The 21,456-nt window shown below is 61.8% G+C and carries 21 protein-coding genes and 1 pseudogene; 17 read left to right on the top strand and 5 right to left on the bottom strand.

What is annotated here, in order from left to right; genetic code table 11:
- Positions 1-267: 267 nt before the first annotated feature.
- The 4 genes and pseudogenes from NKG99_RS23630 to NKG99_RS23645 form a co-directional block, all read left to right on the top strand.
- Positions 268-597 (top strand): phasin family protein, encoded by a 330-nt coding sequence (locus tag NKG99_RS23630; RefSeq protein WP_352871113.1) that lies wholly within the window; start codon positions 268-270, stop codon positions 595-597.
- Positions 598-877: 280 nt separating this feature from the next.
- Positions 878-1,207, top strand: coding sequence for an ATP-dependent Clp protease adapter ClpS (gene clpS / locus NKG99_RS23635; RefSeq protein WP_010909565.1), 330 nt, complete (start codon positions 878-880; stop codon positions 1,205-1,207).
- 6 nt (positions 1,208-1,213) lie between these two features.
- The gene (gene clpA / locus NKG99_RS23640) at positions 1,214-3,682 is read left to right on the top strand and encodes an ATP-dependent Clp protease ATP-binding subunit ClpA (RefSeq protein ID WP_352871115.1); all 2,469 of its coding nucleotides are present in this window, start codon (positions 1,214-1,216) and stop codon (positions 3,680-3,682) included.
- Between the two features lie 61 nt (positions 3,683-3,743).
- Positions 3,744-3,974: pseudogene (locus tag NKG99_RS23645) on the top strand (phosphotransferase-like protein); the annotation flags it as partial.
- Positions 3,975-4,049: 75 nt separating this feature from the next.
- Here NKG99_RS23645 and NKG99_RS23650 read toward each other — a convergent pair.
- The 4 genes from NKG99_RS23650 to NKG99_RS23665 all read right to left on the bottom strand — a co-directional run bounded on the left by NKG99_RS23650 (position 4,050) and on the right by NKG99_RS23665 (position 7,045).
- Positions 4,050-4,481: an HIT family protein gene (locus NKG99_RS23650; protein ID WP_352871117.1), complete on the bottom strand. Its 432-nt coding sequence runs from the start codon at positions 4,479-4,481 to the stop codon at positions 4,050-4,052.
- A 91-nt stretch (positions 4,482-4,572) separates the two neighbouring features.
- Entirely contained in the window at positions 4,573-5,787 is a 1,215-nt protein-coding gene (locus NKG99_RS23655; RefSeq protein WP_352871119.1) for a GNAT family N-acetyltransferase, read from the bottom strand.
- Positions 5,788-5,837: 50 nt separating this feature from the next.
- Positions 5,838-6,566 (bottom strand): glycerophosphodiester phosphodiesterase, encoded by a 729-nt coding sequence (locus NKG99_RS23660; protein ID WP_352871121.1) that lies wholly within the window; start codon positions 6,564-6,566, stop codon positions 5,838-5,840.
- A 14-nt stretch (positions 6,567-6,580) separates the two neighbouring features.
- Complete coding sequence (locus NKG99_RS23665) at positions 6,581-7,045, bottom strand: RidA family protein (protein WP_352871123.1); 465 nt, start codon at positions 7,043-7,045, stop codon at positions 6,581-6,583.
- 138 nt (positions 7,046-7,183) lie between these two features.
- Between NKG99_RS23665 and NKG99_RS23670 the strand changes: the two genes are divergently transcribed.
- From NKG99_RS23670 to tsf, 5 genes are all read left to right on the top strand, one after another.
- Positions 7,184-8,011, top strand: coding sequence for a cell envelope integrity EipB family protein (locus tag NKG99_RS23670; protein WP_352871125.1), 828 nt, complete (start codon positions 7,184-7,186; stop codon positions 8,009-8,011).
- Between the two features lie 117 nt (positions 8,012-8,128).
- Positions 8,129-9,427 (top strand): lysophospholipid acyltransferase family protein, encoded by a 1,299-nt coding sequence (locus tag NKG99_RS23675; protein ID WP_352871127.1) that lies wholly within the window; start codon positions 8,129-8,131, stop codon positions 9,425-9,427.
- A 59-nt stretch (positions 9,428-9,486) separates the two neighbouring features.
- Complete coding sequence (locus NKG99_RS23680) at positions 9,487-9,765, top strand: DUF4031 domain-containing protein (RefSeq protein ID WP_352811983.1); 279 nt, start codon at positions 9,487-9,489, stop codon at positions 9,763-9,765.
- 202 nt (positions 9,766-9,967) lie between these two features.
- A complete protein-coding gene (gene rpsB, locus NKG99_RS23685) occupies positions 9,968-10,756 on the top strand; it encodes a 30S ribosomal protein S2 (RefSeq protein WP_352871130.1) in 789 nt (262 codons plus the stop codon).
- 109 nt (positions 10,757-10,865) lie between these two features.
- The gene (gene tsf / locus NKG99_RS23690) at positions 10,866-11,786 is read left to right on the top strand and encodes a translation elongation factor Ts (protein ID WP_109669054.1); all 921 of its coding nucleotides are present in this window, start codon (positions 10,866-10,868) and stop codon (positions 11,784-11,786) included.
- A 21-nt stretch (positions 11,787-11,807) separates the two neighbouring features.
- Here the strand turns inward: tsf and NKG99_RS23695 are convergent, their stop codons facing one another.
- On the bottom strand, positions 11,808-12,734 hold the full coding sequence (locus tag NKG99_RS23695) for a LysR family transcriptional regulator (protein WP_352871132.1): 927 nt from the start codon (positions 12,732-12,734) through the stop codon (positions 11,808-11,810).
- A 114-nt stretch (positions 12,735-12,848) separates the two neighbouring features.
- Here NKG99_RS23695 and NKG99_RS23700 point away from each other — a divergent pair, with 114 nt between their 5' ends.
- The 8 genes from NKG99_RS23700 (at position 12,849) to bamA (ending at position 21,453) form a co-directional block, all read left to right on the top strand.
- Positions 12,849-13,385 carry a nuclear transport factor 2 family protein gene (locus tag NKG99_RS23700; RefSeq protein ID WP_352871134.1) on the top strand — a complete coding sequence of 179 codons (537 nt, stop codon included), beginning with the start codon at positions 12,849-12,851 and terminating at the stop codon, positions 13,383-13,385.
- A gap of 27 nt (positions 13,386-13,412) precedes the next feature.
- On the top strand, positions 13,413-14,519 hold the full coding sequence (locus tag NKG99_RS23705; RefSeq protein ID WP_352871136.1) for an aldo/keto reductase: 1,107 nt from the start codon (positions 13,413-13,415) through the stop codon (positions 14,517-14,519).
- A 138-nt stretch (positions 14,520-14,657) separates the two neighbouring features.
- Positions 14,658-15,380 (top strand): UMP kinase, encoded by a 723-nt coding sequence (gene pyrH, locus NKG99_RS23710; protein ID WP_091574801.1) that lies wholly within the window; start codon positions 14,658-14,660, stop codon positions 15,378-15,380.
- Between the two features lie 98 nt (positions 15,381-15,478).
- Positions 15,479-16,033 (top strand): ribosome recycling factor, encoded by a 555-nt coding sequence (gene frr / locus NKG99_RS23715; RefSeq protein WP_128309126.1) that lies wholly within the window; start codon positions 15,479-15,481, stop codon positions 16,031-16,033.
- A gap of 10 nt (positions 16,034-16,043) precedes the next feature.
- Positions 16,044-16,802 (top strand): isoprenyl transferase, encoded by a 759-nt coding sequence (locus NKG99_RS23720; protein WP_352871225.1) that lies wholly within the window; start codon positions 16,044-16,046, stop codon positions 16,800-16,802.
- Complete coding sequence (locus NKG99_RS23725; protein ID WP_352871139.1) at positions 16,799-17,614, top strand: phosphatidate cytidylyltransferase; 816 nt, start codon at positions 16,799-16,801, stop codon at positions 17,612-17,614. The genes NKG99_RS23720 and NKG99_RS23725 overlap by 4 nt, the downstream gene beginning before the upstream one ends.
- A 103-nt stretch (positions 17,615-17,717) precedes the next feature.
- Entirely contained in the window at positions 17,718-18,860 is a 1,143-nt protein-coding gene (rseP, locus tag NKG99_RS23730) for an RIP metalloprotease RseP (protein ID WP_352871141.1), read from the top strand.
- Positions 18,861-19,077: 217 nt separating this feature from the next.
- Complete coding sequence (gene bamA, locus NKG99_RS23735) at positions 19,078-21,453, top strand: outer membrane protein assembly factor BamA (RefSeq protein ID WP_352871143.1); 2,376 nt, start codon at positions 19,078-19,080, stop codon at positions 21,451-21,453.
- The last annotated feature ends 3 nt before the right edge of the window (positions 21,454-21,456 follow it).

Consider the following 21,456-nt stretch of genomic DNA (forward strand, 5'->3'; position numbering starts at 1 on the left):
GCAGATCCTTGAAATGACCCAGAAAAACAACCGTTTCCGCCAACGCACCGGCATCGCAAGCCACATCGTCCATCCAAAGCATCCTTCAAAGAATCAGATGCTCTCGACAGATTCAGCTCCTAAACCCCTTGTCACGCGTTAACTCACCCGATTGCCCTGGCCCCGCACGCCTGAAATATTGACTTTTGTGCGGCGCACAATATATTAAGGTGCATTGCACAAGGGCGCCCCAAAGAAGGACGCCTCAACCGTCAAGGGAATCGTGAAATGACCCAGACCTATGAGGACTTCAGCAAATACGGCAAAGAGTTTGCCGACACCGGCTTGAAGAGCTTCGCGTCGCTCTCCAAAGGCGCCCAGGCGATCGCCACCGAAGCTGGCGAATACACCAAGAAGAGTTTTGAGTCCGGCAGCGCCACCGTGGAGAAGCTGTTGTCGGCCAAGTCGCTGGAAAAGGCGATCGAGATCCAGTCGGATTACGCCAAGCAGTCCTACGAGGCGTTCGTCGCCGAGGCCACCAAGATTGGCGATCTCTATGCCGAGCTCGCCAAGGAAGCCTACAAGCCGTTCGAATCGATCGTTGCCAAGGCGAAGTAATTTCGACTGACAATATGGAGATCCTGCCCTTTGGGGGCAGGGACAAAGCCCGGCCGCGGAAACGCGGCCGGGTTTTTTTCATGTCAATGCCCGATCGAGGGCCTCTCGCCCCTTCACGATTGCGAAAATCGTCCAAGTTTGGTCACCTAGCCATATTGTCAGCTAAACAGAAGGGCTTAAAATCGTCCATCGAACACCTACATGTCGAACTCGCATGGGGATTCGAAAGAGGCAGGAATACGTGACGATCGGTTTGACTGCCACGAGACGCGTGGTGCGGATGCAAAACGGCGGCGGCGACGGCAATGAGGCCGGCCGCGGGACGGCCGTCATCACGCGCACCAAAACCAAAACCAAGAAGCCCAGCCTCTACCGGGTCCTCATCCTCAACGACGACTACACGCCCATGGAGTTCGTGGTTCACGTGCTGGAGCGTTTTTTCCAGAAGGACCGCGAAGCCGCCACACGCATCATGCTTCATGTTCACAATCATGGAGTGGGCGAGTGCGGGGTCTATACATTCGAGGTGGCCGAGACCAAAGTGTCCCAGGTCATGGATTTCGCCCGACAGAATCAGCATCCGCTGCAATGCGTGATGGAGAAGAAGTGAGGTAACATGCCGGCTTTCTCCCAAGGCCTGGAAAAGGCGCTTCACCAGGCGCTGACGCTCGCCAATGAGCGGCACCATGAATACGCAACCCTTGAACATTTGCTGCTCGCGCTCATCGACGACACCGAGGCGGCCGCCGTCATGCGCGCCTGCAATGTCGATCTCGATGAACTGAAGCACACGGTTCTCACCTATATCGACACCGAACTCGACAACCTCGTCACCGGCTACGACGAAGACTCCAAGCCGACTGCCGGCTTCCAGCGCGTCATCCAGCGCGCCGTGATCCATGTGCAGTCGTCGGGCCGCGAGGAAGTGTCGGGCGCCAACGTGCTCGTCGCCATCTTCGCCGAGCGCGAGAGCCATGCCGCCTATTTCCTGCAGGAACAGCAGATGACCCGCTACGACGCGGTCAACTACATCTCGCACGGCATTGCCAAGCGTCCGGGCGCGTCGGAGACGCGCTCGCCGCGCGGCGCCGATGACGAGCAGGGCGGCCAGAACGGCGCCGAACCGCAGGAGGAAGGCGGCAAGAAGAAGCAGCAGCAGGACGCGCTGACCGCTTATTGCGTCAACCTCAACAACAAGGCCAAGGCCGGCAAGATCGACCCGCTGATCGGCCGCGAGTCCGAGATCAACCGCACGATCCAGGTGCTGTGCCGCCGCTCCAAGAACAACCCGCTCTATGTCGGTGATCCCGGCGTCGGCAAGACGGCGATCGCCGAAGGCCTGGCCAAGCGCATCGTCGAGGGCGACGTTCCCGAAGTGCTGCACAATGCCACCATCTTCGCGCTCGACATGGGCACGCTGCTCGCCGGCACGCGCTATCGCGGCGATTTCGAGGAACGGCTGAAGCAGGTCGTCAAGGAACTCGAGGACTATCCAGGTGCCGTGCTGTTCATCGACGAGATCCACACGGTGATCGGGGCAGGGGCCACATCAGGCGGCGCCATGGACGCATCCAACCTGTTGAAGCCGGCCTTGTCGTCGGGCGCGATCCGCTGCATCGGCTCGACCACCTACAAGGAATTCCGCCAGTTCTTCGAGAAGGACCGCGCTCTGGTGCGGCGCTTCCAGAAGATCGACGTCAACGAGCCTACCATCGAGGACGCCATCGAGATCATGAAGGGTCTCAAGCCCTATTATGAGGAGTTCCACAAGGTGAGGTTCACCAACGAGGCGATCAAGGCTTCGGTGGAGCTGTCGGCGCGCTACATCAACGACCGCAAGCTGCCGGACAAGGCGATCGACGTGATCGACGAGACCGGCGCCTCGCAAATGCTGGTGCCGGAAGCCAAGCGCAAGAAGACCATCGGTATCAAGGAGATCGAAGCCACGATCGCCACCATGGCCCGCATTCCGCCGAAGACGGTTTCGGCCGATGACGAGAAGGTGCTGCAGGGCCTCGATATCGAGCTGAAGCGTGTCGTCTATGGTCAGGACACCGCGATCACCGCGCTGACCTCCGCCATCAAGCTGGCGCGTGCCGGCCTGCGCGAACCGGAAAAGCCGATCGGCTCCTACCTGTTCTCCGGTCCGACCGGCGTCGGCAAGACCGAAGTGGCCAAGCAGTTGGCCGCATCGCTCGGCGTCGAGCTGATCCGCTTCGACATGTCGGAGTACATGGAACGCCACACCGTATCGCGGCTGATCGGCGCGCCTCCCGGCTATGTCGGCTTCGACCAAGGCGGCCTTTTGACCGACGGCGTTGACCAGCATCCGCACTGCGTGCTGTTGCTGGACGAAGTCGAGAAGGCGCATCCGGACCTGTTCAACATCCTGTTGCAGGTGATGGACCACGGCAAGCTGACGGACCACAACGGCAAGCAGATCGACTTCCGCAATGTGATCCTGATCATGACCACCAATGCGGGTGCGTCGGATGCGCAGCGCGCGGCGATCGGCTTCGGCTCGACCAAGCGCGAAGGCGACGATGTCGAGGCGATCAACCGGCTGTTCACGCCGGAGTTCCGCAATCGTCTCGATGCGATCATCCCGTTCGGCTCGCTGCCGGTGCCGGTTATCCATCAGGTGGTGCAGAAGTTCGTCATGCAACTCGAGGCCCAGCTTTCCGAGCGTGGCGTCACCTTCGACCTGTCGCCGGATGCGATCGCCTGGCTCGCCGACAAGGGCTATGACGAGCGCATGGGAGCGCGGCCGCTCGGCCGGGTGATCCAGGAGCACATCAAGAAGCCGCTGGCCGACGAGGTGCTGTTCGGCAAGCTCAAGAAGGGCGGCACGGTGCGCGTCACCGTCGAGAAGAAGGAAACCGGCGAAACCGGTCTGAAGCTCGAATCGCTCGCCGATGAGGCGCCGGTGAAGCCGAAGAAGGAAGAGCCGGAAGAAGCGCCAAAGCCAAGAAAGGCCGTGGCGAAAAAGCCCGCGGCCAAGAAGCTGGTGGCGCAGAAGCCCGAAGCCAAGGGCAAGGACGGCGGCAAGCGCAGCCTCGTGCCGCAACTGCCCAGAAAGAACTGACCTTGATGAAAGTCGAAAAAGCCCCGGAAACGGGGCTTTTTTCATTGGAGCGGGAGGACGCATGGCCGGGCGGATCATCATCCTGAACGGTGCGCCGCGATCGAAAAATCAAGCGTCGCCAGGGCTATTCAGGAGACCTTCGACGGCGTCTGGATCAATCTCGGCGTCGACGTTTACGAGCAGGCCACGCCGGCACGCTATCGGCCTGGGATAGGGATTGTGGCCTGGCGGCGAGCGCCCGGACCTTGAGGACCTCGTGCCAGCATTATACGCCGCGCTCAAGGCATCGCTCGGCCGAGTGCGATCGAGCAACCGGCTCAGCCCTCGGCCGACTAAAACCGTTTCCAGTTTGTCGGTGATTGCGGCGTCAGCCTTGCAGCGCCGCCCGTATCTTTCCGGCGTTTTCGACTAACACCTCCGGCTTCTCCATCCCGCCCGTGTGTGGCTTCAGCGGGATGCCGTCGAAGCGCGGGATGACATGCACATGGAGATGATAGACGGTCTGCCCCGAGGCCGGCTCATTGAACTGCATGACGGTGACGCCGTCGGCGCCGAAGGCCTTTTTCACCGCCAGCGCAATTTTCTGAACGACCGCGAAAAGCGGGCCGAAAATTGACGGATCGGCGTCGAGCAAGTTGCGCGACGGCGCCCTCGGCACCACGAGCGTATGGCCCGGCCCCTGCGGCATCACATCCATGAAGGCTATGAACGCATCGTCCTCGTAGACGCGGTGCGAGGGAATTTCGCCGCGCAGGATCTTCGCGAAGATGTTGTCGGTGTCATAGGCGGTTTCAGCCATGGCGAATGCTCCGGATTGTGACTTTCGTGTAGCGAAGCGGTCGAAAGTCGGCAAGACGATCGTCGAACCTGCCCCTCAGGGCAGGCGGTCGCTACTCCTCCAGATCCTTGCGGAACGGGGTGTGTTCTTCCAGGTATTCGCTCATCCGCTCCACCTCATGGCGTTCGCGCTTGAGATAGTCGGCAACGGCGTTTCGCAGGCCGGGATGGGCGATGTAGTGCGCGGAATGCATGGTCACCGGCCGGTAGCCGCGCGCCAGCTTATGCTCGCCTTGCGCGCCTGCCTCGACCACTTTCAGCTTGCGCTCGATGGCGAAGTCGATCGCCTGATGGTAGCAGACCTCGAAATGCAGGAAGGGATGGTCCTCGATACAGCCCCAGTTGCGGCCATAGAGGGCGTCGGAGCCGATGAAATTGATGGCGCCGGCAATGTAGCGCCCGTTGCGTTTGGCCATCACCAGCAGGATGTCGTCGGCCATGCGCTCGCCGATCAGCGAAAAGAACCGGCGATTGAGATAGGGCCGGCCCCATTTGCGACTGCCGGTGTCCATGTAGAAGGCATAAAAATCGTCCCAGGCCTTTTCGGTGATATCCCTGCCGGTCAGCCGGTCGATCGAAATGTCATCGGCAAGCGCCTCGCGCCGTTCCTTCTTCATAGCCTTTCGCTTGCGCGAGGCAAGGGTGGCGAGGAAGTCGTCATAGGTTGAAAAGCCTTCGTTGAAGAAATGGAATTGCTGGTCGGTGCGGTGCAGGAAACCCGCCGCTTCCAGCACCTCCACGTCGCTCTCTTGCGCGAAGGTGACATGCGCGGAAGAGACACCGAGTTTCTGCGTCACCACTTTCAGGCCCGCCGCCAGCCCGGCCTTCACGGTGCCGATGTCCTCGCCCCTGGTGACCAGCAGGCGAGGACCGGTGACCGGCGTGAACGGCACGGCACTTTGCAGTTTGGGATAGTAGCGGCCGCCGGCCCGCTCGAAGGCATCCGACCAGCCATGATCGAACACATATTCGCCCTGGCTGTGCGACTTGAGATAGCAGGGAACCGCGCCGAGCAATCTGCCTTGCCCATCCTCCAGCCTGAGATGGTGGCCCTGCCAGCCGGTGCGCCGCACGGCGCAGCCGGACTCTTCAAGCGCGCTCAGGAAAGCAAATGAAACGAGTGGGTTGTAGCCGTTTTCTGCGTCGCCGCGCATGGTCCCGCCGAGGCTGTTCCATTCATCGCAGGTGAAAGCGCCGATGCCTGCGGCGACGCGGATCGAATAGTCCGCGTTTGCTGTTTGGCCATAGCCCTCGTCGCCTTGATCCATGAGGCTTATTTAAACTCCGTCCGGCTCGGTACAAGTCACGTTTCAGGCACTCAGGCGACTTTGACCAGATCGGGTTCGAAACCTTCGAATGTCATCTGGTCGGCGTATCTGAAGGTCAGGTCGACAGCCGGCTGGTCATGCACGGTCCAGGTGATGACAGGCATTTTCAGCTTTTCACGCACAAAGCTGACGAACCGGTTCGGCAGGTCGCCGGCGGCATAGGAGGTGAAGACGATCTCATGCGCAAGCATGGCGAAATGCGCTTCGATCAACTTGACGTCGTTGCCATAGGCGGTGAGTCCCCCTGGGATACCCGGCGCGTCCTTCGGGAAATCGCGGATCAGCCAGTGGTCGAACGACATGATCGCGGCTTTGCCCTTGTACCGCTTGAGCATCTTGCCGACGCTTGCCACCAAGCCTTCGTCATAGCCTGGCACGCCCTTCAGTTCGACGACCAGCGGCACGCGGCCATCGATCAGGTCGAGCGCTTCCTGCAGCGTCGGCACATGATCCGTCGTGCCACCGATCTTGAGCGCCGCCAGTTCCGCCGCGGTGCGCTGCCAGACGAAGCCGTCCTGGCCGGTCAGGCGCTTGAGATCGCCATCATGGATGATGATGGGAACGCGGTCCGACGACAGGTGCACGTCGCATTCGATGGCATAGCCGCGCTCGGCCGCCGCCGCGAAGGCGGAAAGTGTATTTTCCCAGCGCGTCTTGTTCATGTCGTGAAAGCCGCGATGGGCGACGGGCCGGGCGGTCAGCCAGGATAGGTCGGTCATATCTGTCCTCTGGCTCATTCGACTTCGAAGATGGCTTCGATTTCCACTGCGGCATTAAGCGGCAGGCAGGCTGTGCCAACGGCGGAGCGTGCATGCTTGCCGCGCTCGCCCAGGGCCGCGACCAGGAAATCGGAGGCGCCGTTGGCAACCAGATGCTGCTCGACAAACTCAGGCGTCGAGGCAACAAAAACGGTGATCTTCACCAGCCGGCGGATCTTCTCGAGGTCGCCGAGCGCTGCCTTGGCCTGCGCCAGGATGTTGATCGCGCAGTACTTTGCCGCGTCCTTGCCGCCTGCCGTGTCGACGTCTCGGCCAAGCAGCCCGCTCGCCTGGAGCTTGCCGTCCTTGAGCGGCAATTGCCCGGCGGTGAACAGCAAATTGCTGGTCCTGCAATAGGGCACGTAGTTGGCGGCGGGCGCGGCGGCGACAGGAAGCGTCACGCCCAGATCGCTTAGCCGCTTTTCGATTGTTTCACTCATGGTATTTCCCTATTGCTTGGTGACGCCGCGCCGGCCGGGCCGAAATTGCTATTTTTGCCTCGCTTCCGCCATGACTTTTTTTAAGCTGGACCATCTTTCCCTGCGGCTTGCCATCAGCCGCGATGATCGGAGTACCTCATGCGCGCAGCGCGCCTTGCATTCCATGCCGTTCTGCTGTCGGGAGTCTTCTCGATCGGCCCAGCCTTGGCCGCGCCGGCGCTGCAAGCCCACCGCGCCGTCTATGACCTCACCTTGAAAAAGGCTTCCGATCAGTCCGGCATCACAGGCATATCCGGCCGCATGGTCTATGAGTTCATCGGCTCTGCCTGTGAAGGTTATACGGTGAAATTCCGCTTCGTTACCCAGATCGTGACCGCCGACAACACCAGGCTGACCGACCAGCAGACGACCACTTTCGAGGATGCCGAAGGCAAGACATTCTCGTTCGTGACGAAGTCCTTCGTCGACCAGAACCTCGACAAGGAGGTCAAGGGCATCGCCACGAAAGAGACCAAGGGCCTGAAGGTCGATATCGACAAGCCGGAAAAGAACAGCGTCGAACTGGCGAGCACCCAATTCCCGACCCAGCATCTGGTCGAACTGATCGGCAAGGCCGAAAAAGGCGAAAATTTCTACGAAACCAATCTGTTCGACGGATCCGAAGATGCCAACAAGGTGATGACCACCACCGTTGTCGTCGGCAAGAAAACCGATGCCGACAAGGCCGATCCGGAGGCTCCGGCACTGGCGAAGCTCGCCACCGATAAATACTGGCCGGTCGACATCGCCTATTTCGACGACACCGGCAAGACAGGCGAAGAGGTGCCGGAATACCGCATCAGCTTCAAACTGCATGAGAACGGCATCACCCGCGACCTCACCATGGACTATGGCGACTTCTCGATGACCGGCAAGCTGGTCAATCTGTCGCTGTTCGACCAGACGAAAGCCTGCCCGGCCAAATAGGGTTCATGTGGCCAGTCGATTAACCACGACACGCCGTGTTCGTGGCTAACGACTTGAACGTGCCGCAATCGTCTCTCAACCTCGTCCCCAGCGTCCAGGCGCAATGGGGGGAGCAGCTTGAGCAAGATCGATGTCTTCGTTGCGCCGAGACCTAACCCGGTACTGATCAGGGCCATGACATCCGTCAATCGGATCGTCATGCTGCGCGGCATTCCCGGATTTCGCGATCTGTTGCCGTTCAACCGCCTAGCCGGTTTGCGCGGCGTCTCCAATGTCCGCCATATCGACCTGCCGGATGCCGACCTCGAGCGGCTGAAAGCCAGTTGCGGAGCGGGGAAGGCGACCTTCATCACGCCCAATCATCCCGAGTTCTTCACCGACTGGATGATCGACAAGGAGATCGTGTCGCAGGTCAGCCCACTCGCTGCGTCGTGGGCGACGAACGGCGTCGTCAACGGTCTTGGCAGAATGATGCAGAAATTCTGGCTGGCCAACAATCTGATCGCCCAGATTCCGGGCAACAGCGGGGCAGCTAAGGAACACTCCGTCGCCTGGGCCTTGAAGGGCCATGGCGTGCTGCTGCATCCCGAAGGCGGCGTCGGCTGGCACGCCGATGTCGTTGCGCCGTTGCTGCCGGGTGCCGTCGAGATGGGGCTCGAGGCTCTCCGGCGCGGCCGGGCCACGGATCCGCATTTCAAGGTCTGGATCGCCCCGGTTATCTGGAAGCTTGCCTTCACCGGGAATGTCGAAGCGGCGCTGGCGAAGGAATGCGCCTATGTCGAGAAAAGCCTGAAAATAGAACGCCAGGCGACCGACACACTGCCGCAGCGCATCCACCATGTCTATTCGACGCTGCTGACCCGCGATGAGGCCGCCTGCGGCGTGCGATCCGACGAAGGCGCGACATATGCCGAGCGCCGGAAAGCGTTGGTCACCGAGCTCGGCCGCCGACTCGGCGAGAGCATCTCAGCCGACACTGCCAGCACCGACACCGCCGAGCTTCTGCGTCGGGCGCGCCGCTGGCAGCGCGAGAACACCGGCGACGCCGAAGGGCAAAAGCATGTCCGCGCACTCGCCGATACGATTCAGAGGCTGCAACGCGTTGGATCCTGGGCCTCGGCCAACCCGCGCATCACCCAGGAGGAGATCGCCGAACATCTGAAGCGGATCCGCAACGACTATTGCCGGGGCGGACTGCGTGACACGATCAACCGGTTCATTCCGCAGCCGGCCGGGCCGCGTTGCGCCCACATCCGGGTGCCGGAGGCACTGGGCCTGCATGAGTATGCGGGCTCGATCGACGATGCGGTTGCCGAGCTGCACCGTCGTATGCAGCAAACCATCACCGGCACGGTGGCTGAGGTTGAGGCCAAAGGCAGCTTCATTTTCTATCCGAATCCATTCTATCGTCACTGACGGACGGACGGGCCATGTGGCCGACTGTCGTGCAGGATGGAAGGCAGACAGCAAGCTTCATGGCAGTCTATGTCGACGCAGCGATCTGGAATTGGGCTGGCCATCGCTGGTGCCATCTGTTGGCCGACGACACCGATGAACTGCATCGCTTCGCTGCAAAGCTGGCGATCAAGCGTTCATCCTACCAGGGGCCGCCCAAGACATCGGCGCCGCATTATGACATAACCGGCTTCGAGCGCGACCGTGCGGTGCGGCTCGGCGCCATCGAATGCAGCCGTGAGGAGATCGTCGCGGTCTTCCGGCGGGTGCGGGTCCCGAACGGGAAGATAAAGCGCTGACGGCAGGGCGCGGATCGTCGCACGCCGACCACAGATCCCGCCGCGCTTGCGTTTGTCGCGCATCCCCTCTATATGCGCGCTCATTCCACACACGGACTTTGGTGTCTGCCCGGGAGAAATCCGGCTGAAACCTCCGGTGGCGTTCGAGGACAAAGTCCGAAAATGCCTGTGTCCGTGGAGGCTAACCGGAAAGGAACTTTGAATGGCACTGCCTGATTTCAGCATGCGCCAGCTTTTGGAAGCTGGCATTCACTTCGGCCACCAGACCCACCGCTGGAACCCGAAAATGGCGCCTTACATCTACGGCGCCCGCAACAACATCCACATCATCGACCTCTCGCAGACGGTGCCTTTGCTGCACCAGGCGCTGAAGCAGGTTTCCGACACTGTCGCCAAGGGCGGCCGCGTGCTGTTCGTCGGCACCAAGCGCCAGGCGTCCGACATCGTCGCCGACGCGGCACAGCGCTCGGCCCAGTACTATGTCAACTCGCGTTGGCTCGGCGGCATGCTGACCAACTGGAAGACGATCTCGAATTCGATCCAGCGCCTGCGCAAGCTAGACGAGATGCTGGCCGGCGAGGCCCAGGGCCTGACCAAGAAGGAGCGCCTCAACCTCGACCGCGAGCGCGAGAAGCTCGACAAGGCGCTGGGCGGCATCAAGGACATGGGCTCGACGCCCGACCTTATGTTCGTGATCGACACCAACAAGGAAGCGATTGCCATCCTCGAGGCCAAGCGTCTCGGCATCCCGGTCGTCGCCATCATCGATTCGAACTGCGATCCTGACAAGATCGACTTCCCGATCCCCGGCAATGACGACGCGGCCCGCGCTATCCAGCTCTATTGCGACCTGATCGCCAAGGCTGCGATCGACGGCATCGCCCGTCAGCAGGGCGCGCTCGGCGTCGACATCGGTGCTTCGGTCGAAGCCCCGATCGAACCGGCGCTAGATCCGGCCCCGGCTCCGGCGTCGGAAGCCCCTCAAGCTTGATAAGCGAAGGCCGGTTGCGGCCTTCGTCTTTCTCATATTTTGGCACGCTAAACAGACGCACCATCGAATACCGATGGTGCGTCGGTGCATTCTAGACAAAGAGGCGACAATGAGCATTTCGGCTGCACAGGTCAAAGAACTCCGCGACTTGACCGGCGCGGGCATGATGGATTGCAAGGCGGCGTTGACCGAGACCAACGGCAACATGGAAGAGGCCGTCGACTGGCTGCGTAAGAAGGGTATTTCCAAGGCCGACAAGAAGGCCGGTCGTACCGCGGCGGAGGGCCTGATCGGCGTTGATTCCGGCGTTCGCGAAGCGGCCGTCGTAGAAGTCAATTCCGAGACCGACTTCGTTGCCCGCAATGCCGCGTTCCAGGAGATCGTCGCCAATGTAGCCAAGGTTGCTCTGGCCTATGGCACGACAGAGGCCGTGGCCGCCGCGAAGTATCCAGGTTCGGACAAGTCGGTTGCCGACACCATCAAGGACGCTGTCGGCACCATTGGCGAGAACATGGGCTTCCGCCGCTCGGCCAAGCTGACCGTTCCGCATGGCGCAGTCGCCACCTACGTCCACAACGCGGTTGCCGATGGGCTCGGCAAGCTCGGCGTTCTGGTCGCCATCGAGACCACGGGCAACGAGCATGCGGCCAATGCCTTCGCTCGTCAGGTCGCCATGCATGTCGCGGCCACCAATCCGATGGCGCTGACCGCGGAGCAGATCGATCCGGCCGCGGTCGAACGCGAGAAGGCGATCTTCTCCGACCAGGCGCGTCAGTCCGGCAAGCCGGAAGCGATCATCGAGAAGATGGTCGAAGGCCGTCTGCGCAAGTTCTACGAGGAGGTCGTGCTGCTGAAGCAGGCCTTCGTGCTCAATCCCGACATCACCGTCGAGAAGGCGCTGAAGGATGCCGAGAAGGACATCGGCGCCCCGGCCAAGATCACGGCTTACCTGCGCTTTGCGCTGGGCGAGGGCATCGAGAAGGAAGAGACCGATTTCGCGGCGGAAGTCGCGGCCGCGGTCAAGAAGTAAGCCGCCAACCGGCTTTTCGGCTCAGGCAACTCGGCCGGGCGCTCGCGAGGGTGTCCGGCCGATTTCTTGTGCGACGTCGACAAAGGCGCGCAGCTTCGGCGCCATTGCCGCCCGACGCGGAAAATAGAGAAACAGGCCTGGCTCCTCGATTGCCGACCGCGGCAGCACCTGGACGAGTCGGCCAGCGGCAAGGTCGGCGCGCACCAGCGGCTCGAACACATAGGCCAGTCCCATCCCAGACAGCGCCAGGTCGATCGCGGCAAGGGAATCAGTGACGACGGCGGTGCCGCGCGTTTCCACGGCCACGTCCTTGCCGTCCTCCGTCAAATCCCAACGATAGATCGCGCCGGATCGCACCAGCCGGTAGCCGATGCAATTGTGGGCGGCGAGGTCGGCCAGGCGGCGCGGACGGCCACGCCGGCCGATATAGGCTGGCGAAGCGACGATGATCACCTGGAAGGGTGGCGTCATCCGGATCGCGATCATGTCCTGCGCGATCATTTCGCCAAGTCTGATGCCGGCGTCAAAGCCTTCGCCGACGATATCGACCAACCCTTCGTTGGCAAAGATTTCCACTGTCACATCCGGATAGCGCTCCGCCATGGCCGTCACGACAGGGGTCACCGCCATCGGGACGGCTACGTGCGAAACATTGATCCTGAGCAGTCCGGCCGGGCGACCCTTGATGCCCCGAATGCGCTCCATCCGCTCCGCGATGTCCTGCAGCGCCGGCTCCGCCGTCGCGACAAGCGCCTGACCGGCCTCGGTCAACGACACGCTGCGCGTCGTGCGGGCGAATAGCGGCTGGCCGATACGCTCCTCCACGAGCCTGACCGCATGGCTGACCGCTGAAGGGCTCATGCCAAGCTCTGCCGCCGCGGGCGCAAAGCCGCCGCGCCGCGCCACGGCGACGATGACAGGAAGGTGGCCAAGTAGATTGCGATCCATTCATGCATGATATCGCACAGTCCATGCGAATAATGCAATCTTATCGATGCCGGCGCGCTGGCCCACATTGCCGCCAACAGATCGGCGGCGGGCCGACGCAAAAGGAGAAGAGACATGAATGCATTGAGATATGCCACCCTCGCGGCCGGTATGGCGCTAGCGCCAGTCGATGCCGGCGGAGCCGAACCGTCCCGCGAAGTGACGCTCGCCGATGAGCGCGCCGTCATCCGCATCGCCGATGCCATCGATCGCGCCGTCGACGCCCAGGATTGGCGGCTCGCCCGCAGTTACTTCGCCGACCGCGTCACCGTCGACTTCAGCAGCTTGAGCGGGCAGCCTCCGGCCACCATCGCTTCGGACGACCTGATCGCAACCTGGGCCGCGAATCTCAGGGGCAGCAAGACCAGCCTGCATCTGCGCACCAACCACCAGGTCACCATCGACGCCGGCGCCGCGACCGTCTTGTCCAACGGCTATGCCTGGAACCGCATGGAAGGCAATGGCGACCCGCTCTGGGAAGTCTGGGGCACCTACGAACACCAACTGACCCGTACGGGAGCCGACTGGAGAGTGGACGGCTTCACATTCCGCATGACGCATGAGCGCGGCAACCCGTGGGTCAAGACGACCCCCGGACAGGACCGGCATTGAATATTGGAACAGGATCGGAACGATATCATGACCATGTCCTACTACACCCTTGGCAGCAGCGGGCTGCGCGTCACCCGGCTTGCACTCGGCACCATGACCTTCGGCACCGAGTGGGGCTGGGGCGCCGACAAGGAGACGGCGCGCGCCCTGGTCGATGCCTATGTCGAGGCGGGCGGCAATTTCTTCGACACGGCCGACGCCTATACCGGCGGCACCTCCGAGACCTGGCTTGGCGAGTTCATTGCCGAACGCGGCCTGCGCGACAAGGCCGTGATCAGCACCAAGTTCAGCATGAATCTGGAGCAGGGCAATCCGAATGCCGGCGGCAATGGCCGCAAGAACATCATCCGCGCCGTCGAGGGCTCGCTGAAACGACTCGGCACCGATTATATCGACCTCTACATCCTGCATGCGTGGGACAGGCTGACGTCGCCGGAAGAGGTGATGCGGACGCTGGACGATCTGGTGCGCGCCGGAAAGATCCGCCATGTCGGTCTCTCCGACGTCCCCGCCTGGTACGCCAGCCGTGCGCAGTCCGTCGCCGAACAGCGCGGCTACGAGCCGGTTTCGGCGCTGCAGCTCGAATATTCGCTGGCCGAGCGCAATATCGAGCATGAGTTCGTGCCGTTCGGCACGCGCTACGGCGTCGGCATCATGGTCTGGAGCCCGCTGGCCAGCGGCCTGCTGAGCGGCAAATATCGTTCAGATGCAATCAGCAAGGCGGGCGGGCGACTGGAGACGATGCGCGGTTCGACCAATCCCGGTTTCCAGAAATTCACCGACCGCAACTGGGCAATCGTTGCCGAACTGGAGACTGTTGCCGGCGAGCTTGGCCGCGGAATGGCGCAGGTCGCCTTGAACTGGGCGGCGACACGGCCCGGTGTCGCATCGGTGATTATCGGGGCGACGAGTCTCGATCAGCTCAAGGATAATCTCGGCGCGCTCGATTTCGAGATTCCCCAGGAACTCCTGGCAAGGCTCGACGCGGTCAGCCAGCCGGTCACGCCGTTCCCGTACTCGTTCTTCGGTCCGGAAATCCAGGGTGGCCTCACCGGGGGTCAGGCGGTCGGCGACAAGCCGGCGGGGTACTTCCCGAACCTGCTCATGGAAGGCGCGTTTGCCGGCGTGAGTTGACAAAAGGCAAGCGATTGCCGGGGCGGGGGGGGCGTGAAACCGCGGCCCCCTTCGTGTATCGGAACGCCATTGTTTCGGGGCGGCGCCTGCGCGAGGGTTGCCACCCGGAACGCATCACATGCAAATGACGAGGACCAGATGACGGTGAAGCCCCTCTACCGACGTGTCTTGCTGAAAGCGTCGGGCGAAGCATTGATGGGCGAACAGCATTTCGGCATCGACGTTTCGGTCGTCGATCGCATCGCCGGCGACATCGCCGAGGCGCGTGCACTGGGCATCGAGGTCGGTGTCGTCATCGGCGGCGGCAACATCTTTCGCGGCGTGGCCGTTGCCTCCAAGGGCGGCGACCGTGTCACCGGCGACCACATGGGCATGCTTGCCACGGTGATCAATTCGCTGGCCCTGCGCACGTCGTTGAACAAGATCGGCGTCGACGCCGTGGTGCTTTCGGCGATCGCCATGCCCGAACTTTGCGAGAGCTTTTCGCAGCGCCAGGCGACCGCCTACATGAACCAGGGCAAGGTGGTGATCTTTGCTGGCGGCACGGGCAATCCGTTCTTCACCACTGATTCGGCCGCCGCGCTTCGCGCGGCTGAAATCGGCGCCGACGCGCTGTTCAAGGGCACTCAGGTCGACGGCGTCTACTCTGCGGACCCAAAGAAAGACCCGAATGCGACGCGCTTCGAGCGCATCAGCCATGGCGAAGTCATAAAACGCGGCCTTTCCATCATGGATACGGCAGCGATTGCACTTGCGCGAGAAAACAACATTCCGATAATCGTCTATTCGATCCACGAAAAAGGTGGTTTCGGCGATATTCTGAGGGGCGGCGGCCGCTGCACGGTCGTCGCGGACGATTGATCGGGGGCCCGACCCGAAAGGGGAAGCCGGTTTCGACAACCGGATTCGAACGGCCGCGAAGCAATGAACCCGCGTCAGACGGGGTCGAGGAGATAAAGATGAGTGGTGAGTACGACGATCTCAAGCGGCGCATGGATGGGGCGATCGCCGCGTTCAAGCATGATCTGGCCTCGCTGCGGACCGGCCGGGCCTCCAGCAACCTGCTCGATGCGATCCAGGTGCAGGCCTATGGCACCACCATGCCGATCAACCAGGTCGCCAACGTCTCGGTGCCGGAGCCGCGCATGATCTCGGTATCGGTCTGGGACAAGTCGATGGTCGGCGCGGTCGCCCGCGCGATCCGCGAATCCAATCTGGGTTTCAACCCGATCGTCGACGGCACCAACCTCAGGATTCCACTGCCCGAGCTCAACGAACAGCGCCGCAAGGAACTGGTCAAGATTTCTCACACCTACGCCGAGAATGCCCGGGTCGCCGCGCGCCATGTGCGCCGCGACGGCATGGACTTCCTGAAGAAGGCGGAGAAGGACGGCGACATCAGCGAGGACGATCAGCGCAAGCGCTCCGACCAGGTCCAGAAACTTACCGACGAGACGATCAGCACCATCGACCACCTGCTTTCCGATAAGGAAGCTGAAATCATGCAGGTTTAGGGTCTTGGCCATAGGCCGACCCGAAAGCGAGAACATGGCAACGCCCGCGCATGTCGCGATCATCATGGACGGAAATGGACGCTGGGCCAAGGCGCGCGGCATGCCTCGTCTTGCTGGCCATCGTGCCGGCGTCGAGGCGCTGCGCAAGACGGTGCGCGCAGCACCCGGGCTCGGTATCTCCTACCTGACCGTCTACGCTTTCTCGTCGGAGAACTGGTCGCGGCCGAAGTCCGAGGTCAGTGACCTGATGGGTCTCCTGAAAATGTTCATCCGCCGTGATCTGGCCGAATTGCACCAGAGTGGCGTGCGGGTCAAAATCATCGGCGACAGGGCAGGGTTGCAGCCCGACATCAGGGGGCTGCTCGACGAGGCCGAATCGCTGACCGCCGGCAATGAATCGCTGACGCTGGTGATCGCCTTCAACTATGGCGGACGCGACGAGATCGTGCGCACGGCGCGCAAGCTTGCATCAGCCGTGGCGCGTGGCGAACTCGACAGCGAGGCGATATCAGCCGAAAGCTTTGCCGGCGCTCTCGACACGCATGGCATTCCCGACCCGGAACTGGTCATCCGCACCAGCGGCGAACTCCGGCTGTCTAACTTCCTCCTGTGGCAGGCCGCCTATAGCGAGCTCGTCTTCCTGCCTTGCTACTGGCCCGACTTCAGTCGCGAGCACCTTGCCGAGGCCTTGCGCGAATTTGCCGGCCGCGAACGCCGTTACGGCGGACTTGGGCCCCAGGATGTCGCTTCGCGACCGGCCGCGGGATGAGCAATCTCCGGCTGCGCGTCATTTCGGCGATCGTGCTTGCCACTATCACCCTTGGCTTGACCTGGCTCGGCGGTCTGCCGTTCCGCTTGCTGTGCGCCGCGATGGCCGGGGTGATCTTCTACGAATGGACCCGCATGTCACGCCCGACCGGGGCCACGGGTCTGGGTTTACTGCCGGAAACGCTGCTGGTTGTCTTCATTGGCGCCTTGATTGGCGGCCTCGCCGCCTCCTGGCTGTTGCCGCTTGTGATGGTCATGGTTGCCGTAACGGCGATTGCCGCATCGGTTCGCAAGGCCGGACAATGGGATGCGAGCGGCCTTGCCTATGCCGCGGTTTCAGGCTTGTCGCTCGCCTTGCTGCGCGACGGCGATCGTTCAGGCCTGGTCGCCATCCTGTTTCTGTTCGCCGTCGTGTGGGCCACCGATATCTTTGCCTATTTCGTTGGCCGTGCGGTTGGGGGCCCGAAGCTGGCGCCGGCGATCTCGCCTGGCAAGACGCGCAGCGGCGCGCTCGGTGGCGCTGTTGGCGGCGTCGTCGCGGGGCTGATCCTCGCCGCCGCTGCCGGTGTCGGCAATCTGCCATTGCTCAGCCTGGTGGCGCTGGTGCTTTCGATTGTCTCACAGGGCGGCGACCTGTTTGAATCCTGGGTCAAACGCCGCCACGACCGCAAGGATTCGGGTGCGCTGATCCCGGGCCATGGCGGCGTCATGGATCGTGTCGACGGGCTTGTCGCGGCGGCTTTCGCCCTATACGTCATTGGCTGGATTTCGGCGACCGCCGATCATCCGGCGCAGGGTTTGTTTCCCGTTTGAGCGGTGTCATTTCAGGCCCAATGCGCGGCGCGCCTTGGATTCGCCCGGATTGGTGTCACAGTCACGGCGCAATCCGCGCCGTGGCAGAATTTGAGGGTTTGTCTTGAACGAGATTCTTCACGCGCTTCTCAGCACAGAAGGCTTTGTCCTCGGCACGCTGGTGCCATTCCTCTTCGTGCTGACCGTGGTCGTGTTCGTCCATGAAATGGGCCATTACCTTGTCGGGCGCTGGTGCGGGATCGGCGTCAAGGCCTTCTCGATCGGCTTCGGTCCCGAACTCTTCGGCTTCAACGACAGCCACGGCACGCGCTGGAAACTGTGCGCGATCCCGCTTGGCGGCTATGTCAAATTCGTCGGCGACATGAACGCCACATCGAGCCAGCCCACGTCGGAAGAACTCGGAACGCTGACGGAGGAGGAGCGCAAGGTCGCCTTTCACACGCAGCCGATCTGGAAGCGCGCGGCAACCGTGGTGGCCGGGCCGCTGTTCAATTTCCTGCTGGCGATCGCCGTCTTTGCCGTGCTGTTCACCGCCTATGGCCGTTATGTCGCGGAGCCGATGGTGGCCGAGGTGACGGCCGACAGCCCGGCGGCGAAGGCCGGCATCCTGCCCGGTGACCGATTCGTCAGCGTCGACGGCAACAAGGTCGAAACCTTTGGCGACGTCCAGCGCCTGGTCTCGGGCCGCGCCGACGACGTCATCACCTTCGTCATGCTGCGCGACGGCAAGGAGGTCACGGTGACCGCGGCGCCGCGGCTGATGGAACAGGAAGACGCGCTCGGCAACAAGGTCAAGGTCGCCGTGATCGGTGTCGTCAACAACAAGGAACTCGGCCAGCCGCGTCTCATAACGTACACGCCGGTCGGGGCGGTTGCGGCGGCGGTCGAGGAAACCGGACACGTCATCCAGCGCACCGGCCAGTTCCTGCAGCGCTTTGTCGTCGGGCGCGAGGACAAATGTCAGCTGGGTGGCCCGGTGAAGATCGCCGACATGGCCGGCAAGGCGGCGAAACTGGGATTCGAATGGCTCGTGCAACTGGTTGCACTGCTGTCGGTTGGCATCGGGTTTCTCAACCTTTTGCCGATTCCCCCCCTCGACGGCGGCCATCTGTTGTTCTACGGGGTGGAGGCCGTCATTCGCCGTCCCGTGTCGGAACGGATGATGGAAATGGCCTATCGGGCCGGGTTGCTTCTGGTGCTGTGCTTCATGGGTTTCGTTTTCTGGAACGATCTGTTTGGATGCTGAAATCATGAAGAAATTCGGCCTCCGCATGGACGATGTTGAGACGCCGTTTACCATGCACGGGGATATGAGTGACGCGAAAGCCACGCCGCAGGGTTAAGTAAATACAAATTAACCAGAAGCCTTGCGTGTAGGGAAAATCCGGTTAATACGGTAGGGGAAATTACCGCACGTCCGGTTTTCTCGCCGTGGGGACTACGAGAAAAGGTTATTAAGCCCGATGAAGGCAGCATCCAAGTTTCTGAGCGCCGCTTCCGCGGTGACCCTGTCCGCGGCTCTTGTCGTGCCAGGCGCGCTCGCAGTGCAGTTCGTTGCCACATCGGCGGCCGAAGCCGCTGTCGTCAGTAGAGTCGAAGTCAGCGGCAACCAGCGTATCGACGCCGAGACCATCCGCAATTACATCACCATCAAGCCGGGCAAGGCCTTCTCCAGTTCCGATATCGACAGTGCGGTCAAGGCGCTGTTCGGCACCGGCCTGTTCTCGGATGTGCAGATCAACCAGGTCGGCTCGACGCTGGTGGTCAAGGTTGCCGAGTACCAGGTCGTCAACCAGGTGCTGTTCCAGAACAACAAGAAGCTCAAGGACAATGCGCTTGCTGCGGCGGTGCAGCTGAAGCCGCGCGGGACTTTCTCGCAGGCAACGCTCGATGCCGATGTCGAATCGATCAAGGCTGCCTACAAACGCATTGGTCGCGACGATGTGACCGTGACCACGCAGGTCATGCAGCTTGGCGACAACCGCGTGAACGTGGTCTTCAACATTACCGAAGGCGACCGTACGCAGATCGCGGCGATTAATTTCGTCGGCAACAGCGCCTATTCGAGCCGCCGCCTGTCGGATGTCATCAACACCAAGCGTTCATCCTGGCTTTCCTTCGTCCTGCGCGACGACGTCTATGACGACGACAAGCTGCGCGCCGACCAGGAGCTGCTGCGCCGCTTCTATTACAATCATGGTTACGCCGATTTCCAGGTCGTATCCGCTGTCGGCGAACTCGACAGTGCGACGAACAAGTACACGGTCACCATCACCGTCCAGGAAGGCGACCGCTACACATTCGGTGACGTCAGCGTCGAAAGCACGATCCCTGAAGTCGACAGCAAATCGCTGGAATCGGTGGTCGAGACCCGCAAGGGCGACGTCTACAACGCCAAGGACGTCGAGGATTCCATCATCGCGCTGACCGAGAAGGTGGCCGGCTCCGGCTACGCCTTCGCGCAGGTGACGCCGCGCGGCGACCGCAATTTCGAGAACCACACCATCTCGGTGGTCTACACGATCGACCAGGGCACCAAGGCCTATATCGAGCGCATCGAGATCCGCGGCAACGACCGCACGCGTGACTATGTCATTCGTCGCGAGTTCGATGTCAGCGAAGGTGACGCCTTCAACCAAGTGCTCATCCAGCGCGCGAAGAAGCGCCTGGAAGCTCTCAATTACTTTGAAAAAGTCGACATCTCGACAGTGCCGGGCTCGCAGCCCGACCAGGTCGTGCTGGTGGTCGACGTCGTCGAAAAGTCGACCGGTGAATTCTCGGTCGGCGCCGGTTATTCGACCGGCGGGGACACGGCCGGCCCGTCCGTCGAAGGATCGATCACCGAGCGCAACTTCCTCGGCCGTGGCCAGTTCATCAAGCTCTCGGCCGGCGGCGGCAAGAATTCGCGCGACTACAGCCTGTCCTTCACCGAACCCTATTTCCTCGGACGGCGCATTGCCGCTGGCTTCGACATCTTCAAACAGACCAGGGAATATAGTAACAACTACGACAGCGACACCACGGGCGCTACGATACGGTTCGGCTTGCCGATCACCGATAGCATTTCGACCCAGCTGGCGTACAATATTTCGCAAGAGAAATATAAGTTGGACGACGATTGCGGTCCCACCAGTGATGCAGAGCCTGATGGCACCTGCGATATTTCCAAGGCGATCCTCCAGGGTATCGATGAAAGCCCCTGGATCAAATCGTCGATCAGCCTGGGGCTGGTCTACAACACCATCGACGATATGAAGAACCCGCATGAAGGTATCTACGCCACCACGACGGCCGAATTTGCCGGCGTCGGCGGCGATGCCAAGTATGTGAAGGTTACTGGTCGCGGCAGCATCTATCAGACGCTCTCGGAGCAATTCGATCTGGTTGGTCTCGTCTCGGCTGGCGCAGGTCATGTCGAGGGGTACGGCGGCGATGGTGGTTTGCGCATCTTCGACCAATTCCAGAGCACCGACCGCATGATCCGCGGTTTTGAGTACGGTGGTATTGGCCCGGCGGATAGTCTTACGGGTGACCATCTCGGCGGCACGACGTATTTCAATGCCTCGGCGGAAGCCCAGTTCCCGATGCCGGTCATTCCGGAAAGCTTTGGTTTGCGCGGCGCTGTGTTCGCTGATGCCGCAACGCTCTACGGCAGCAAGATCAGCGAGAGCATCGCTACTCAGACCTCGACTGACATGAAACTGCGTGCTTCGGTCGGTGTCGGCCTGATGTGGGCATCGCCGTTCGGTCCGATCCGTATCGACTATGCGATCCCGGTCAAGAAGGAAGCGTCCGACGACGTGCAGGAATTCAACTTCGGCATATCGACCCGCTTCTGATCG

The organism is Mesorhizobium sp. M1409 (assembly GCF_040317535.1).
Taxonomy (GTDB): domain Bacteria; phylum Pseudomonadota; class Alphaproteobacteria; order Rhizobiales; family Rhizobiaceae; genus Mesorhizobium.